Raw genomic sequence first — 15,054 nt, 5'->3', positions numbered from 1 at the left:
CAGGAAACTTTGACCTTAAATAGCAACCTCTGCTTCTACTAAAAAAGTCTCGATCGCAGGTGATTCGTTTTGCATTGTTTCTTTGCCAAATACTTCGATGTAGCAGCGAATAGCTGACTTTACATCAGCTAAGCCTTATTCATGGGTGTCACCTTCACAAACTACGACACCTTTGATATCAAGGGATAGGCTACATAACCATCGGAATGTTTTTCAATGATGATTCTAAATTGTTTCATCTTCGCCTCTTTATTTTTAAACTAACTTAATTCACCACACCCGCGCGATCGCATAAGCATCAAAAATAGCATCAACGCTCAAAACGGGTATCTGTTCTGCCATAGATTGTGCAATTATCAGCCTGTCAAATGGGTCACGGTGATGCAAAGGCAGTGAAGCCACAACCTCAATGTGGTCGAAAGTTATTTCCAGTATATCAATTCTATTAACTGCGATCTGCTGCTTGATAAACTTCATAAAAGGCATACTAAAAGTTAGCCTACCTATACTATATTTTATCGCCATTTCCCAGACGCTAGCTGTACTGAGGAGAATATCGTTCTCTCCGTTGTCAATTAGCGATCGCCCTGTTGCGGTGAGTATTGAACTGTCGGTTGTATACCAAATAAAGGCATGAGTTTCCAACAACAACCTCATTCCATGTACTCCTTAAACTCTTCTAGCGGTTCGTCAAAATCATCGGACATCCAAACCATTCCTTTGGCACTTCCTGCTTGCCGATTGGGTTTAGCTTGTTTGGGAATTACGTAAGGATTCAGGTCACTGAACTCCTTGCTGGGCAAAGACTTTAGATATGGAGCTTGATACTAAATCAATCTCTATTCTCAATAAACCACGAAAAACTGTCACTTCTCCTCGTTTATTGACAATTAACCACGAAAGACAAAAACCCTTATTTTGCCCTAAAACCCTTGCCAGACAAGCGTTGGAGCCGCAAGTTTTTAGACCTGAATCCTTACGGAATTACTACCAATTTTACAACAGGCTGGTTATCTTGAGTAATCGCCACTTCTTCCCCTCTCATCGCCGCTTCGATTAATTCCAGAAGTTTTTCTTTAGCCTCAATAAGGTCTACTATATACATAACTTGTGCCTCCTTAATATCAATCTACAACATCACCTTTCTAACTCAATTAGATAAATCCTCTTCCTCCAAATCTACAGGCTGAAACTCTAAATCACCAGGCTGCAACTGAGCGGGAGTAGCCGGAATCGCCGCAATTATTGCATCGATTACCTTCGCCACCGGAATAATCTCCATCCCCAAATCTGGCACCGGTTGATTCTTAGGAATAATCGCCCTTTTGAAACCCAATTTCGCCGCCTCCCTCAGCCGCAACTCTAATTGGGAAACCGGCCGCACCTGTCCCCCCAAACCCACTTCCCCAAGCAAAACAGTGCGCGCATCAACCACCCGATCGCGAAAACTGGCCACAACGGCGATCGCAACTGCCAAATCCGCCGCCGGTTCGTCCACCTTCAACCCGCCCACCGTCGCCAAAATCACATCTAATTTAGATAAAGGAATCCCCACCCTTTTCTCTAAAACAGCTAAAATTTGCTGCAATCTAGCATTATCCACACCAGTAGTAGTGCGGCGCGGCGAACCAAAACTCGCAGGGCTGACTAATGCCTGAATTTCCACTAAAATCGGTCGAGTTCCTTCGCAAGTAACAGTCGTCGAAGTACCGGGAGAAAATTCATCTCTATTCCCTAAAAACAACTCCGACGGATTATCTACTTCTCGCAAACCGTTGGCTACCATTTCAAAAACACCGATTTCATGAGTAGCGCCAAAACGGTTTTTCATCGATCGCAAAAGTCGATGAGAAGCAAAGCGATCGCCCTCAAAATACAGTACAGTATCTACCAAATGTTCCAAAACCCTCGGCCCGGCCAAAGCTCCATCTTTCGTAACGTGACCGACAATAAATAAAGTAATATTTTCCCTTTTCGCAACCTGCATCAAAGCAGATGTACATTCCCGCACCTGAGCCACCGAACCCGGAGCCGATGTTAAACTAGCAAAATAAATAGTTTGGATGCTGTCAATCACCGCTACATTCGGTTTCAGCGCTTCCAACTCCCGCAAAACAACTTCTAAATCCGTCTCTGGAAGCAAATAGAAATTCTCCGCTGAATTGTCCTCCGAATCCTTTTTAGCTTCCCCGTTACTGCCAGATTTATGCCCGCCGTTGCTTGACAATTCAACCGGATTAGCCACGCCCAAACGCTGCGATCGCAACTTCACCTGCTGGCCGGACTCCTCCGCACTGACATACAGTATCCGATCCTTGCGGGACAACATATTCGCCACCTGCAACAGCAGCGTCGATTTCCCGATTCCCGGTTCCCCCCCAATCAACACCAGCGAGCCCGGAACAATCCCGCCTCCCAAAACTCGATCGAGCTCCCCGTAACCAGAAGGCCAGCGAGACTGAGTTTGGTCGGAAATCTGCGATAATCTGAAAGATACCCTTGGTTGACCCTTCGACTTATCAGGGGGCGAACCGCCCACTGTCTTAGTTGTCACCCCTGTTAAACCCGCCCGCGACACAGCAGCAGTAGGTTGTTCTAACTGCTCGTCAAAAGAATCCCACTTCTGACAGCTAGGACACCTGCCAAAATATTGTGGTGAATCATACCCGCATTCCCGACAAATATATTGTATTCGAGGCTTAGGCATTGTTTACCAAAAAGATGGGTCTAAAGCCCCGCTCTTCAGGGCTACTTGTTAATCCATAGTAGCATCTCAAGCCATTCTTATATTAGGTATGCTACTATAAGAATAGGAGGAAATACCATGCTAGTTCTTGAGTTCAAAGCCTACGGCAAAGCGCTTCAGTTCGTTGCAGTAGACGAGGCGATTAGGATAACTCAGTTTATTCGGAACAAATCGCTCAGGCTGTGGATGGATGGCAACGCTAAGTCTTGGTTAGAGATGTCTCGGAACTGTGCTGTTCTGGCAAAAGAGTTTGACTTTGCAAATAGATTAAATTCTATGGCAAGGCAGGCTAGTGCAGAACGGGCATGGGCTGCAATAACTCGGTTCTACGAAAATTGCCAGAAAAAGACTCTCAAGAAAAAAGGTTTCCCTAAATTCCAAAAAAATTGTCGCTCTGTAGAATACAAAACCTCTGGCTGGAAACTGGCAGAAGACCGAAAATCAATCACCTTCACCGATAAATGTGGGATAGGTAAACTCAAGCTGAAAGGGACTCGCACTCTGCTGTTCTATAGCTTAGATCAAGTAAAACGGGTTCGACTGGTGAAGAGAGCTGATGGTGTCTATGTTCAGTTTAGTATTTCCGTAGACCGCTCTGAATCTATCCCCGCAACGGGTAATGCTATAGGGTTAGATGTGGGTTTGAAGGAATTCTATACCGATTCAAACGGTGAAACAGCAATCAATCCCCGATTCTTCCGCACAGGTGAATTGAGATTAAAGAAGGCCCAAAAGCGCTTATCAAAGCGGGTTAAGGGCTCAAACAATCGTCGCAAAGCACGGGTGGTTCTGGGTAAGAGGCATCTCAAAATAAGTAGGCAACGTAAAGACCATGCTGTCAAGTTAGCGCGGTGCGTAATCACATCAAACGATGTAGTGGTCTATGAAGATTTGAGAGTGCGAAATATGGCAAAGAATCACTGCCTTGCAAAATCGATTAACGACGCATCTTGGTATCAGTTCCGTATTTGGCTGGAATATTTCGGCAAGGTGTTTGGGAAAATCACGATTGCCGTAAATCCAGCTTATACGAGCCTTGAATGCTCTAGCTGTGGGACAGTGGTGAAAAAGACTCTATCCACCCGTACCCATGCTTGTCAGTGTGGATGCGTCCTAGATAGAGACCACAATGCAGCTAGAAATATCCTGAGTCGAGGATTAAGTACGGCGGGGCACGTCGGAACTTTTGGACGAGTCCAATAAACGTTTGGGGAGTTGAGACCGCTACTGAGGTTGGTGCAAACCTATCTCAGCAAGTCACGACGCGGAACCAAGAATCCCTGCGCCTTGAGACCGGGGAGTGTCAATATGATAAATAGTCACCCTAACATTTAGAAAAGTTTGAGTTAAAGCAATTATCAAGCTTTCAGACCGAGCCCCACACATGATTCAATTGGTGTCTTCTATGATAGGGTACAAAAAATTAACACTATCTGAAATGTAACTTAAGGAGTGCTCGGTAACTTGGAAAACCATAAAGAAAAAATTCTGGTAGTCGATGACGAAGCCAGTATCCGCCGCATTCTGGAGACTCGCCTTTCCATGATTGGCTACGATGTCGTCACCGCTGCTGACGGCGAAGAAGCTCTCGAAACATTTCGCAACACCGAACCCGACTTAGTGGTTTTGGACGTGATGATGCCGAAGCTAGACGGTTACGGCGTCTGTCAGGAGTTGCGTAAAGAGTCAGACGTGCCTATCATCATGCTAACTGCTTTGGGAGACGTAGCCGATCGCATCACCGGTTTAGAATTGGGCGCCGACGATTACGTCGTCAAACCTTTCTCTCCCAAAGAACTCGAAGCCCGCATCCGTTCGGTACTGCGGAGGGTTGACAAAAACGGAGCATCGGGGATTCCCAGCTCCGGAGTCATCCACGTCACCAATATTAGGATTGACACCAACAAGCGCCAAGTTTACAAAGGCGACGAACGAATTCGGCTCACGGGCATGGAATTTAGCTTGTTAGAACTGCTTGTCAGCCGTTCTGGAGAGCCTTTTTCGCGATCGGAAATTTTGCAGGAAGTTTGGGGATACACGCCAGAACGCCACGTAGACACCCGCGTAGTGGATGTTCACATCTCGCGGCTGAGGGCAAAGTTGGAAGACGACCCCAGCAATCCCGAACTAATTCTCACCGCCCGTGGCACCGGCTATCTCTTCCAGCGAATTGTCGAAATTGGAGAAGTAGGATAAAGTCAGTTGGCAGTTGGCAGTTGGCAGTTGGCATTAGTTAAATTACCAACTACCAATTACCAATGACTAATGACTAATGACTAATGACTAATGACTAAATCTGATCCTAATAAAGTTTTGCGGCAATTGCCCTTAGTTGCAGGAGGATTAGCAGGTACGCTGCTAATGGTAAACCGCTTGCTGACAGAGCAAATCACAGATTCTCAAGCTCGATCGGACGCTTTGGGAGTAATTATCAGCGCTCTGCTGATTTTAACAGGTTTGCTGTGGCAGCAGGTGCAAGCGCGATCGCCCGATTCGGTAAAACTTATCGGCGAAGAAGGTTTTGAATTTGCGCCGGATTTGCCGGAGGCCGTGAAAATAGAATTAGCCTGGGCGTCGCGTTTGCTGTTGACAAATACCGCCACAAGGTCGATCGTAATTGTGTATCAGGGAAAAGTCCTATTGCGGCGTGGCATTTTAGGCATCAATCCCGAAGTCAAACCAGGGCCGATATTGCAGCGAGTGCTCGACAAAAATAAACCTGTTTATTTAGTAAATCTCAATATTTATCCCGGGCGAATTGAATTTGACTATTTGCCAGAAAATACTCAAGGAGTCATCTGTCAGCCCATCGGCAGCCAAGGCGTTTTAATTTTAGGTGCTAACGCCCCCCGCAGCTACACCAAACAAGATGAAAACTGGGTTGAAGGCATTGCCGACAAACTAGAAAATACCATCAATCGATTTGAGATTTGAGATTTGAGATTTTGGATTGTCGATTGTGGATTTGAGATTTGAGATTTGAGATTGTGGATTGTGGATTTGAGATTCTGGACTGTGGATTTGAGAATTGAGATTGTGGATTGTGGATTTGAGATTTGAGATTGTGGATTTCACAATGCCAGCCCTGTCAAGGTGCGATCCTCTTCGAGGGCTGCGCTAACGACCGATTTGCCTCATTCTCGGTGTTAGCTATCGGCAATAAACAAGATTTATTACCGATATCTTTTGAAAAGAAGAAGAGCCAGCGCTCCCCCCAACGAAATTTCCCGGGTTTGAGGGTCTTCTTAACCACTAAGACGCGGGCTGCGTGTACAGGGCGCACCTTAGTCCTCAACAAGAATCTCCGGGTGCGCTAGGCGCACCTTACTAGCTCACAAATCGCAACTCAAAACTCAAAACTACTCGCGAGCCCAGTCAGTACCGCGCCACAGCGTAAAAAACAAAACACTAGAAATCAGCGCGCCCAGCAGCCACTTAACAGCATTTTTAAATAACCCCACACGCTGACTTTGCTGAACCGCAGCACTTTGCGTCTGTAACCGTTCCTTAGCCGGAGTAATTCTCGAAAGAATTTGCTCTTTCAATTGCTGTGGGTTTTGCGTATCCGCTTGTACCCCCAAACGAGTAAGTTCCCCCGCCAAATTCCTTAAATCTTCAGGACTACCCTTATTGAGCCGTTCTTCCACCTGCTGCAACTGAGCTAATTGTTGGTTTGCTTGAGTAGTAATTTGCTGGTTGTTTTGGTTATTGACGTAGATAGTGCCAAAAATTCCCAAAGGCAGCATCAACAGAAAAACCAGACCTAGCAGCAGACAAACCCAAGACAAAACCTTCAAAAAAACGTCTTCCAAACCTCTGCGGTCGTACCCTTCGCCAAAAAATATCAGCGCCATTGCCAGTAAAGGAACGGGTACCCGTTCCACTATAGCCCCAATTGTTTGCAATTCCCAGAGGCGATTGCCAAAATTTGCTGGTATAAGAACTGCAATTGTATCTAATACAGACAAAATTAATAGACCGTAGCCAATCCAACGCAGTCTGTAGATAGAAAAACCTTGTTCGCCTTGTAAGTCATTCATAAAATAATCAGAGTTGTTGTTAAGAAAAATCTGTCTTGACGCCGCCCAAGAACGGATACAAGCCCCCGACAACAGTCGTGGAGAGTCAAAAATTTTAGACTCTTGTTCCAGCTTCCAGATTCACCTGTGGAGTAAATATAAAAGCTAAAAGCTAAAAGCTAAAATCGACTGAATCGAGTCAAGGCTCGGGGAATCGCGGCTGCCACCACTCATACCAAGAAACCCAAGCATTCTCTAGAATTTTTTTGGCATCTTCTGGAGTTGTTTTATCCAAAGGCACAGACATCTGAGTCCACAAACAGCGCCGGTCTTGAATATTTCCCCTACCCAACAACCAAAACAGAATACGGTTGGGCTGCCAATCGCGAGTATTTCGATTATATCTAAACTGTTGGGAAGTTACTGTAGGACTGCCATGAGGATTGATACACGAACTCAAATACAGTCGATTTTGCTGTTGCACAATTCCGTGAAACCCCGCGCCTTGAGTGTTTACTAATGCTAGTTTACCAGGATACGACTTGAGAATAGTATGTCCCCTCATCATACCTTCCACATCCCCAATGGTGTTTACGGCATAGCGCATCTCTATGTCTAGAGCCATGCTATTTTTTTGATATTCATATTTCCTGGCAGCTTTGAATTCTGAATTTTCCTTAATTTTCAGAAGCGCGCTCTTGTTGAGTTTCCACTCGGCTAGAGGCACCGACTCGGGAAACTCAAAAGGGGTTGCCACATTCTTGCCGTCCGATGGATAGAAAACCAATTTTCCGGCAACCAACAAAACGCCTCCAAAAGTAACAGCCAACAGGGAAATCCTAAGTGGTTTCCAAGAGATAATAGCCATTAGCAATTCTGTCCTTCCTGATTTGGGGGTTGGTCTTTCAAAATTGCAAACCAGCAGAATAAACCGAAAATAAATACAGCAATCATAGAAAATATTACCGAACCATTTCCTTCGTGCCAGTATTTAAATGCTTCTGGTTGAGATAGCGATACCAGCACGGCCAGGAGACCAACTCGCGCGGCATTCACTACAAATGCAGTAATTATTGCCACGAATGGCAATACCATTTTCTGACCCGTAGTGGTAGGAAACATCAGTAAGAAAACCAGAGCTAGTCCTAACAATTGTAGCATCGCATTCACCCCGGAACAGCCGTGATTCACTTCCACGCTGCCCTTTTCCAGGATTAGAAAAACCCCTTTTTGCACCACTTCAAATCCTAGATAGTGGAGGAGGAAAGCTGAAAATTTAGCTGTTAGTTTGGGGACATCAACGAATACTCCGATCAATCCGGGAGGAATAGCTGTATACGCAAGAATTAGAAGTTCCTGCCAATATTGTTTCAGTCCTTTTGTGCCGGAAGCCAGCAATGCGAGACTAATTGCAGACAAAAAAGGCGTTGCTCTGATAAAAAAGTCGTATCCAGATATCGACGAGCTTTTGAGCAATATTAAAGCAATTAACGATGTCCCAAAGAAGCTGGCGAAAACTCCGCTTTCAAAAGTTAAGGATTCGTGCCTTTCCCAAATGAGAAATGCTACGACTCCCCAAAACAGTAACATTGTACCGAACAGGTCAGTGTCGTTGGTTCTGGAAGTCAGAGTTAGGTGTAAGGCTATCAAACCGGAGGCGATGCCTAACAGCCAGTATTTAGGTTCTTGGACGTGCTTGAGCCAGTTTATTTCGGTCATTGGTGCTTTTTGTTTTTCCTAAAAGCTTCTAAAATGCTTAATCTTGTAACTATATTAAAATTATCAGCTACAAACACTTAAATTTATGCGTTTCAGATGATTTTTAACTAAATCTTCACAATGATTGACAAGGGCGAATGTGTGTGATACTTACCTCCACCTAATTAAATCTGAAGTTAGGCGCAAAGATTAAAGAAAACAGGTTTTTTAACTGTGATCGATCGCACTCAACTAAATATTTTCCTTTCTCTAACCCGGTTTCTGCGCCGGGAGTTTAAATGTAAAGCTTGAAGGCAAGACATAAACCTTTCTGGACGCACTCTTGAGCGGGAAAACCAGTTTTTTACTGGTTCTGGTTTTTGGTAGCCCGTGCGTCCAGGAGTAGATTAGTTAGAGTAGACTTTCCGGTAGTAAGTTTGATATTCCTCAGAAAGCAGGGGTTCCCACCAATCCCGATGGGCTAAGTACCATTCTACAGTCTGCCGCAAACCTTCTTCAACTGTTACTGAGGGAGTCCAACCTAACTCTGTTTTAATTTTGGTGGCATCAATAGCATAACGCCGATCGTGTCCGGCTCTGTCTTTGACAAATGTGATCAATTGTTCGCAAGGACGGGCGGGTAAATCCTCAGCTAATTCGTCCATTAGCTGACACAGCATTTTTACTAAATCGAGATTTTTGACCTCGTTGTTGCCGCCAACATTGTAGGTTTCCCCAGGCTGACCACGGTGAATAACAGCATCTAAAGCGCGGCAGTGGTCGAGAACGTAAAGCCAATCTCGCACGTTTTGACCGTCGCCGTATACTGGCAGCGGTTTGCCCAATAGCATATTGATGCACATTAATGGAATGAGCTTTTCTGGGAAGTGATAGGGGCCGTAATTGTTGGAACAGTTGGTGATAATTGTCGGGACGCCGTAGGTGTGGAAATAGGCGCGGGCGAGGTGGTCGCTGCCAGCTTTGGAGGCTGAGTAGGGACTGTTGGGCGAGTAGGCAGTTGTTTCTGTGAAGGCTGGGTCATCGGGGCCGAGACTGCCGTAAACTTCGTCGGTAGAAACGTGGAGGAAGCGCATTTGTGCTTTGAGAGATGCCTCATCAATTGCTTCTAAATGCTTGCGGAAGGCTTCTAACAGTGTGAAGGTTCCGACAACGTTTGTTTGAACAAAGGCGGCAGGCCCGATAATTGACCTGTCAACGTGGGATTCTGCGGCAAAGTGGGCGACTGTGGTGATGTTTTCTTCTTTGAGCAAGGTATCGACTAAGGTACGATCGCAAATATCCCCCTGCACAAACCGAAAATTTTCGCCTCCTTCCAAAGTTGCCAGGGTTTGTCGGTTTCCGGCGTAGGTTAAAGCGTCCAGTACCACTACTCGATCGCCCGGATAGCTGCTGCACCAGTGATGCACAAAATTCGAGCCGATAAATCCAGCCCCGCCCGTCACCAACAATCGGCGAGGGAATCGCTCAATGCCTTGATTCGCGTTGTCTGTCATAAAAATAAGAGTTATTCCAATAACTAAGCCTTTACAAAAGTAGCCTTAAAAGTAGTTTGTCACCAACTGTTTGCCAGTCTGTAACTAAATTTTCTACTGTCTCACCTCAGATTTTCTAATTTGGGCGCGATCAAAGTATTGGTTCACAAAACTTGAAATTCTACCGATCGGTTAGTTAAAACGCTTACACAGTAAGGATTTCATATATTTAAGCGGGCAATTTTAAATTTGAATGGCGTGAGGCTATAGCTGACTTTTGCGATCGATCCGCGATATGGGCGGCGCACAGAGTTGATACATTTGTAAAGAGCTGTTACCATTAATTTTTTAATTATCCTTTACAATCTCCAGAGCACCATGAAGAAGTTTCAAGTGTTAGCTGGCATTGCTTCCGTCGTCGCGATCGCAAGCAGCATCGCCATAGGTGACGCCGCATCTGCTTTCCCCTGTTCCTACAGCAAATCTGGCGCGGCTAAATCTGGTTCTGCGACAACGATCGTAGGTTCCGGCGGCTCGGAGCGCATGAATCCCTGGAAATCCTACAAAACAGCAGCTCTCGGTTTCCTAGGTTTGGCTGGAGTTTTGGGTGGCGGAGCGGCCTACATGAGCTACCGTGCCGGCAAGCGCGCTTCTGCTGCTTGCGCTGCGATGACCGATAATTTTGAAGTTTTTGAAGAGTCGCTCGATCCGATCGCAGATGCAGGTGTTTCTGGACACATGGAAGTTCCGGCGTTGCTCGATTTGGCGGCGGCGGGTGCTGTAGCTGAGTCAGCAGATGCGGTTGCAGCCGTTCGGGAACACCCTGAAGCTCCGGGCGGCGAGCTGGACTTGCCAGTTTCACAAGTTGCTGAGTTGAGTTCTGAAATTGCGATCGAACAAGTCCAAAGCGCGATCGTCAAATAGTTATCTCAAACCAACGTATTCGCTTAGCGCACCTCCAATCTTGCAAGATTGGAGGTTTTTTGAGTTGAAATTATCTACCCCTACAATTTCTTGTCATGGCGATCGCTAAGCACTGCCAACAATAGACAGATGAATCGATAGCACACAATATCATATTCCGGCTAAGCAAACGAGCGGTGAATTAATATCAATTAAAAAAAGTCTTGCTACCATCATCAATCTCATAGCAATTATTAAAAATCGCTGCTCCCAGCCAGGACAAGGCTGTGCGGTTTTCCTACTGTAATTTAACTGTATTTGATCCGATGGAAAACTGCTATAAAATTAGATGAGTCAAAGCGAGACAGTACGCTGCCTAGGCGATCGCTAAAAATACTCTTCAGATCAATCTGAGGGTAGACGGCAAGAGTTCAAATCCCCTGCTATGGTGGGAAATATAGCCCTACAGATTACAACTATAGGTTATTATGAATGCTTGGCGCGATCGATTCAATCAATTTACAGGTAAAACTCGACTGGCAGTTTGCCGGGTGTTCGTTCACTTAACAGGCGAAGAAGTTGCACCGCTGTTAGGAGTTCTCAACCGCACCGCCAGACAAGCAATTGATGGCGATGGCGACATAGCAGTTTTAGGAGAAGGTCTTGTAGAAATTTGCAATCACCTGTTGCAGTACGACAACTACTGGCAAGCAGCCGCCAATGAAGGCGATATTTTTTGGAATGAAGGCGAAGCCGGCGATTATGTGGATGAACTTTTCACGGATTCAGCCGAGCGCTATCTCAGCGAGCCTCAATACAGTACATCTGTTTACGATAAAAATTCCCCCTTGTCTTTGCCTGTAACTAGAAATGTGGTGGTGATGCTGACAGTTGCGTATGAAGGCGAAGTTCCTGCCCTAGAAACTGACCTAGCTGACATCAGCGCGCTGAAAGTCGGTTTAAAAGCCCTGATTAATTTACATTACCAAGAAAGGCTCCGAGCTGTGCAAGTTCACTTTTCTCCCGCACAGTTGGGAGACGAACTTACCAATGACCAAGTGTTGGTCAATTTCCCGGAACTTATTCCCCTTTAATTAAGGAAGAAGGAAGAGGGAGAAATTACCAATTACCAATTACTATTTACAATTACTACAGCACATTCCCTGTATATGTAGTACACGCATTTTTCTAGTAAGTAAGGTGCGTCGCTAGGAACGATATGCAAGTTTTATCCAATAAATCGCAGCGACGAACCAGACAGATTAACACCACACAATATAGCGGCTACTGTACTTGAGAAACATGGAAGAGGCTGTATTTACTCATTACCAATTACTATTTATGATGCTGCGAAAACTGACAATTTATTTAATGGCTTTAACTTTTTTGTGGACGGCAACCGGCTGCGGTTCTCCTCGCACACAAACTTCTACAAATCCTGCAGGAAATCCGAATATTAACACAGTGCGTCCTGCACCAAATAATAACTTGAGAGAAGGTCAATATCCTGTACAGCAAGCTACCTACGACGATGCGGATGGCGAATACAGTTTGATGTTGCTGAATACTCCCCCCGGCAGTCCCCCAGTTTACCGCACTACGGATTTGCAAATGGCTCGGTTAACGGATGAAGAAATATCAGCAGGCAAGAAAAGTTATCTAAGTCTGGATAACAATCAAGCGGTTTTGCATTTGACAGAAGATTTTAAAATTGAGTACGTTCACAACGTTACTGAAACTGTCAATAACCCTCAAACAGGTCAGCCACAAACCGTAGTAGTGAGACAGCAATCTGGCTTCTGGGCGCCGTTTGCTGGGGCTATAGCCGGTCAGGCGATCGGCAGTTTGTTATTTAGACCGCAATATTATATGCCGCCAGTGTATCAGCCGGGAATTATGACAGGATATGGCGGCTATGGCAATACTTACGGCCAAGCTGTTAACCAATATCAAACTCGGTATCGAACTCCGCCTCCGGCTGTGAGAAACCGTCAAGTTTTAAGGACGACCGGCCGCTTGCGATCGCCCACCTATAACCAGCCAGTAAGACCCTCAGCACGGCCAAATGGCAATCGATCGACCGGTTCGGGTTACGGTGGCAGCACTTTGAGGCGATCGCCGCAGCAACGTCAAAATCAATACAAGCGGCAGCCGAGTTTTGGTAGTGGCAGGAATTCTCGTCCACCGACTCGGACTCGCTCTTTTGGCAGCAGAAGGCGGTAAGAAGGTCATGTTTGAAACTCAGCCAAAATGTATCCTGGCCTTAAATCATCGCGAAGTCGAGGATTCCAATCTGGATTTATCGTGAGCAATTTAGGCCAAGGCTGTAAGTCATTCGCCCTCAATTGCTCACGATAATAATAGAGAACAAGACAAAATAGACCTGAAACTGACAACAAAGCATTCTTGAGATTAGCCTCTTTGTAGAAGTCGTGGCGCTGATGTTTTATTTTATTATAAAGCTTCCACCAATCTGGGTTCTTATCTGAAACCCAGGAATCCCAAGGGGTGAAGTTAAGGTCATATCGAGGAATAAGTATCTTCAGCTTGTGAAGACCCTTATATTTTGAGTGAAGCATATTTCTGTAATCGTCGATATTTTTTGCCTTGTTTTTGGATTTCACGCGATTGCAAAGAAGCTTGCTGACAACATCAACTTCAGACCCAGCACTTAAGATAATTTGAGCATAAGCAACCGAGTAGGTGTTATAGTTCTCTTCGCAGCACTCAACGTATCGAGTGGTAGCCTCAAGATCGGATTCAAGAGCAACAAAGAATTGCCAATAAGGATAAGACATCATTCCACCTTTCGTCTTGAGTAACTACATATAACCACAAAATACCGCGTCAAAACACGTAAGATTGTTACGCGGGGATTTTTACCGACTTATAGGGTTGGATGAGAATTTCAGCGGGAATCCCCAGTTCTTGATTCAACTTCCGAATCATCTCCAAGGTCAAGGAACGTTTACGAGATAAAACCTCGGATACCCTAGCCCGACTACCGAGACATGACTCTAAATCGCGACGAGACCATCCGCGAGTTTCCATGTAATAATAAATCGCTTCGATCGGATCGGGGATTGCGATCGGAATGTGTTTCTTCTCGTAGGCTTCCACTAAGGTGCTGAGTACATCTAATCGATCGTACTCAGGAGTGTTTGGGGCTGCATTAAACAGTAACTCGATTTCTCGAAGGGCTTCCTGATAGTCGGTTTCATTTCTAATTGGGCGCAATTCCATACATCCACCTCTATTTAGACTATTTCTGCATCTACTTTGTCATACTCGGCATGAGTGCCAATAAATCGGATGAAAATAATACCAAGGTCATAACGAATTGCCACAATCAGCCGATAGCTGTTGCCTTTAATATTGAAAACCACACGGTTGTTTGCAATGATGCTGGCATTACGATGAGCAGTTTTCACATCGGCGGGACTCTGCCAGTCGGCGTGAGATGCTTCGTAGTAAGTAGGTAAGCGGGATTAAACACAGCTATGTAACTGTATGTAAACAGGGCTAACTTAGCCACGCTTACGGCATTTGAATACTTTACAATCGTTTACATAATTGTGTTTTATAGCGCCTACCTACTTACCAAGTTTTCAGTGCTTCTTCGGTATCTGGATGAGATTCCCAGAAGTCTCGTAGGGTGCTGCGGGACAAAATACGCATAGCGTCTATAATAGCGCGCTCCCAAAATGGGAGCAATAGGCAGTTGAAGAAATGCTAACTTTTTTCCAAAACTTGCTAACGTAAAGTTTTGCAATGAGATTCAACACTTCTGGAAGCACTGCTGGCAATGGGCTTAACTGTAAAGCAAGTGGCTCAGGCTTTGTCAGTGGAAGATGTGTAGAGATACTGTGTTTGCTTTTTATCCCCAAAATATTGCCATCGGGCTAAACTCATGGCAATATAGTACAGAAGAGCCAGAGGGTTAACCTCATGGTGAATTATACATTAACTCAATGGAGGGTCTCCTGATGTCCAACAAATTAAGGATTGAAGGTGTCAAAAGCAAGGATATTACCATTGGTGGAATCCCTATCCCCGTGTATATGGATTTGGATGGTGAATATCGCTGGTCGATGCGCCAAGCAAGTATGACAGTTGGATTTAATAGACCTCTTGCGAAAGTGCGAGCGCTCTAGTAAAATAAAAGAAAAAATTAGCTGAATAATATGAATTACGA

15 protein-coding genes and 2 pseudogenes are annotated in these 15,054 nt (G+C 45.2%); 6 read left to right on the top strand and 11 right to left on the bottom strand.

The features are described 5' to 3' along the window. Positions 1 to 270: 270 nt before the first annotated feature. From QUA77_RS21075 to radA, 4 genes are all read right to left on the bottom strand, one after another. The gene (locus QUA77_RS21075) at positions 271 to 657 is read right to left on the bottom strand and encodes a type II toxin-antitoxin system VapC family toxin (protein WP_333037326.1); all 387 of its coding nucleotides are present in this window, start codon (positions 655 to 657) and stop codon (positions 271 to 273) included. Continuing rightward, positions 654 to 803 carry a DUF2281 domain-containing protein gene (locus QUA77_RS21070; RefSeq protein ID WP_333037325.1) on the bottom strand — a complete coding sequence of 50 codons (150 nt, stop codon included), beginning with the start codon at positions 801 to 803 and terminating at the stop codon, positions 654 to 656. Before QUA77_RS21070 ends, QUA77_RS21075 begins: the two co-directional genes overlap by 4 nt. A gap of 173 nt (positions 804 to 976) precedes the next feature. After that, on the bottom strand, positions 977 to 1,105 hold the full coding sequence (locus QUA77_RS21065) for a type II toxin-antitoxin system prevent-host-death family antitoxin (RefSeq protein ID WP_333037324.1): 129 nt from the start codon (positions 1,103 to 1,105) through the stop codon (positions 977 to 979). Positions 1,106 to 1,150: 45 nt separating this feature from the next. After that, the gene (radA, locus tag QUA77_RS21060) at positions 1,151 to 2,707 is read right to left on the bottom strand and encodes a DNA repair protein RadA (RefSeq protein ID WP_333037323.1); all 1,557 of its coding nucleotides are present in this window, start codon (positions 2,705 to 2,707) and stop codon (positions 1,151 to 1,153) included. 117 nt (positions 2,708 to 2,824) lie between these two features. Between radA and QUA77_RS21055 the strand changes: the two are divergent. The 3 genes and pseudogenes from QUA77_RS21055 (at position 2,825) to QUA77_RS21045 (ending at position 5,680) form a co-directional block, all read left to right on the top strand. After that, positions 2,825 to 4,065 (top strand): annotated as a pseudogene (locus QUA77_RS21055) (RNA-guided endonuclease InsQ/TnpB family protein). A gap of 145 nt (positions 4,066 to 4,210) precedes the next feature. Then, complete coding sequence (rpaB, locus tag QUA77_RS21050) at positions 4,211 to 4,942, top strand: response regulator transcription factor RpaB (protein WP_071587789.1); 732 nt, start codon at positions 4,211 to 4,213, stop codon at positions 4,940 to 4,942. Positions 4,943 to 5,032: 90 nt separating this feature from the next. Then, positions 5,033 to 5,680, top strand: a complete 648-nt coding sequence (locus QUA77_RS21045) for a cofactor assembly of complex C subunit B (RefSeq protein ID WP_333331566.1) — start codon at positions 5,033 to 5,035, stop codon at positions 5,678 to 5,680. 425 nt (positions 5,681 to 6,105) lie between these two features. Here QUA77_RS21045 and hpsJ-A read toward each other — a convergent pair whose 3' ends face one another. From hpsJ-A to rfbB, 4 genes are all read right to left on the bottom strand, one after another. After that, positions 6,106 to 6,786: an HpsJ-like protein, cyanoexosortase A-associated gene (hpsJ-A, locus tag QUA77_RS21040; RefSeq protein ID WP_333037321.1), complete on the bottom strand. Its 681-nt coding sequence runs from the start codon at positions 6,784 to 6,786 to the stop codon at positions 6,106 to 6,108. Between the two features lie 178 nt (positions 6,787 to 6,964). Further along, positions 6,965 to 7,633 carry a cyanoexosortase A system-associated protein gene (locus tag QUA77_RS21035; protein WP_333037320.1) on the bottom strand — a complete coding sequence of 223 codons (669 nt, stop codon included), beginning with the start codon at positions 7,631 to 7,633 and terminating at the stop codon, positions 6,965 to 6,967. Continuing rightward, positions 7,633 to 8,484 carry a cyanoexosortase A gene (crtA, locus tag QUA77_RS21030; protein ID WP_333452277.1) on the bottom strand — a complete coding sequence of 284 codons (852 nt, stop codon included), beginning with the start codon at positions 8,482 to 8,484 and terminating at the stop codon, positions 7,633 to 7,635. Before crtA ends, QUA77_RS21035 begins: the two co-directional genes overlap by 1 nt. A gap of 386 nt (positions 8,485 to 8,870) precedes the next feature. Continuing rightward, positions 8,871 to 9,977, bottom strand: a complete 1,107-nt coding sequence (gene rfbB, locus QUA77_RS21025) for a dTDP-glucose 4,6-dehydratase (RefSeq protein WP_333037318.1) — start codon at positions 9,975 to 9,977, stop codon at positions 8,871 to 8,873. Positions 9,978 to 10,334: 357 nt separating this feature from the next. On the opposite strand from rfbB, the gene QUA77_RS21020 reads away from it, so the two are divergent. The 3 genes from QUA77_RS21020 to QUA77_RS21010 all read left to right on the top strand — a co-directional run bounded on the left by QUA77_RS21020 (position 10,335) and on the right by QUA77_RS21010 (position 13,082). Beyond that, positions 10,335 to 10,880: a hypothetical protein gene (locus QUA77_RS21020; protein ID WP_333452275.1), complete on the top strand. Its 546-nt coding sequence runs from the start codon at positions 10,335 to 10,337 to the stop codon at positions 10,878 to 10,880. A 467-nt stretch (positions 10,881 to 11,347) separates the two neighbouring features. Next, positions 11,348 to 11,953, top strand: coding sequence for a DUF1517 domain-containing protein (locus QUA77_RS21015; protein ID WP_333452273.1), 606 nt, complete (start codon positions 11,348 to 11,350; stop codon positions 11,951 to 11,953). Positions 11,954 to 12,200: 247 nt separating this feature from the next. Next, on the top strand, positions 12,201 to 13,082 hold the full coding sequence (locus tag QUA77_RS21010) for a hypothetical protein (RefSeq protein ID WP_333452271.1): 882 nt from the start codon (positions 12,201 to 12,203) through the stop codon (positions 13,080 to 13,082). A 5-nt stretch (positions 13,083 to 13,087) separates the two neighbouring features. Here the strand turns inward: QUA77_RS21010 and QUA77_RS21005 are convergent, their stop codons facing one another. From QUA77_RS21005 to QUA77_RS20995, 3 genes and pseudogenes are all read right to left on the bottom strand, one after another. Beyond that, positions 13,088 to 13,660, bottom strand: coding sequence for a hypothetical protein (locus QUA77_RS21005; RefSeq protein WP_333452269.1), 573 nt, complete (start codon positions 13,658 to 13,660; stop codon positions 13,088 to 13,090). A gap of 64 nt (positions 13,661 to 13,724) precedes the next feature. Next, on the bottom strand, positions 13,725 to 14,102 hold the full coding sequence (locus tag QUA77_RS21000) for a transcriptional regulator (RefSeq protein ID WP_333452267.1): 378 nt from the start codon (positions 14,100 to 14,102) through the stop codon (positions 13,725 to 13,727). Between the two features lie 14 nt (positions 14,103 to 14,116). Then, positions 14,117 to 14,320: pseudogene (locus tag QUA77_RS20995) on the bottom strand (type II toxin-antitoxin system HigB family toxin); the annotation flags it as partial. Between the last annotated feature and the right edge of the window lie 734 nt (positions 14,321 to 15,054).

This window comes from Microcoleus sp. K5-D4 (genome assembly GCF_036704575.1).
In the GTDB taxonomy this organism is placed as follows: domain Bacteria; phylum Cyanobacteriota; class Cyanobacteriia; order Cyanobacteriales; family Microcoleaceae; genus Microcoleus.
This window is presented reverse-complemented; position numbering and strand designations above follow the sequence as displayed.

Excerpts from the sequence above, each read along its gene's own strand:
- QUA77_RS21075 (WP_333037326.1), bottom strand. The coding sequence starts at position 657 with ATGAGGTTGTTGTTGGAAACTCATGCCTTTATTTGGTATACAACCGAC.
- QUA77_RS21065 (WP_333037324.1), bottom strand. The coding sequence starts at position 1,105 with ATGTATATAGTAGACCTTATTGAGGCTAAAGAAAAACTTCTGGAATTA.
- radA (WP_333037323.1), bottom strand. The coding sequence starts at position 2,707 with ATGCCTAAGCCTCGAATACAATATATTTGTCGGGAATGCGGGTATGAT.
- QUA77_RS21045 (WP_333331566.1), top strand. The coding sequence starts at position 5,033 with ATGACTAAATCTGATCCTAATAAAGTTTTGCGGCAATTGCCCTTAGTT.
- hpsJ-A (WP_333037321.1), bottom strand. The coding sequence starts at position 6,786 with ATGAATGACTTACAAGGCGAACAAGGTTTTTCTATCTACAGACTGCGT.
- QUA77_RS21035 (WP_333037320.1), bottom strand. The coding sequence starts at position 7,633 with ATGGCTATTATCTCTTGGAAACCACTTAGGATTTCCCTGTTGGCTGTT.
- crtA (WP_333452277.1), bottom strand. The coding sequence starts at position 8,484 with ATGACCGAAATAAACTGGCTCAAGCACGTCCAAGAACCTAAATACTGG.
- rfbB (WP_333037318.1), bottom strand. The coding sequence starts at position 9,977 with ATGACAGACAACGCGAATCAAGGCATTGAGCGATTCCCTCGCCGATTG.
- QUA77_RS21020 (WP_333452275.1), top strand. The coding sequence starts at position 10,335 with ATGAAGAAGTTTCAAGTGTTAGCTGGCATTGCTTCCGTCGTCGCGATC.
- QUA77_RS21015 (WP_333452273.1), top strand. The coding sequence starts at position 11,348 with ATGAATGCTTGGCGCGATCGATTCAATCAATTTACAGGTAAAACTCGA.
- QUA77_RS21010 (WP_333452271.1), top strand. The coding sequence starts at position 12,201 with ATGATGCTGCGAAAACTGACAATTTATTTAATGGCTTTAACTTTTTTG.
- QUA77_RS21005 (WP_333452269.1), bottom strand. The coding sequence starts at position 13,660 with ATGATGTCTTATCCTTATTGGCAATTCTTTGTTGCTCTTGAATCCGAT.
- QUA77_RS21000 (WP_333452267.1), bottom strand. The coding sequence starts at position 14,102 with ATGGAATTGCGCCCAATTAGAAATGAAACCGACTATCAGGAAGCCCTT.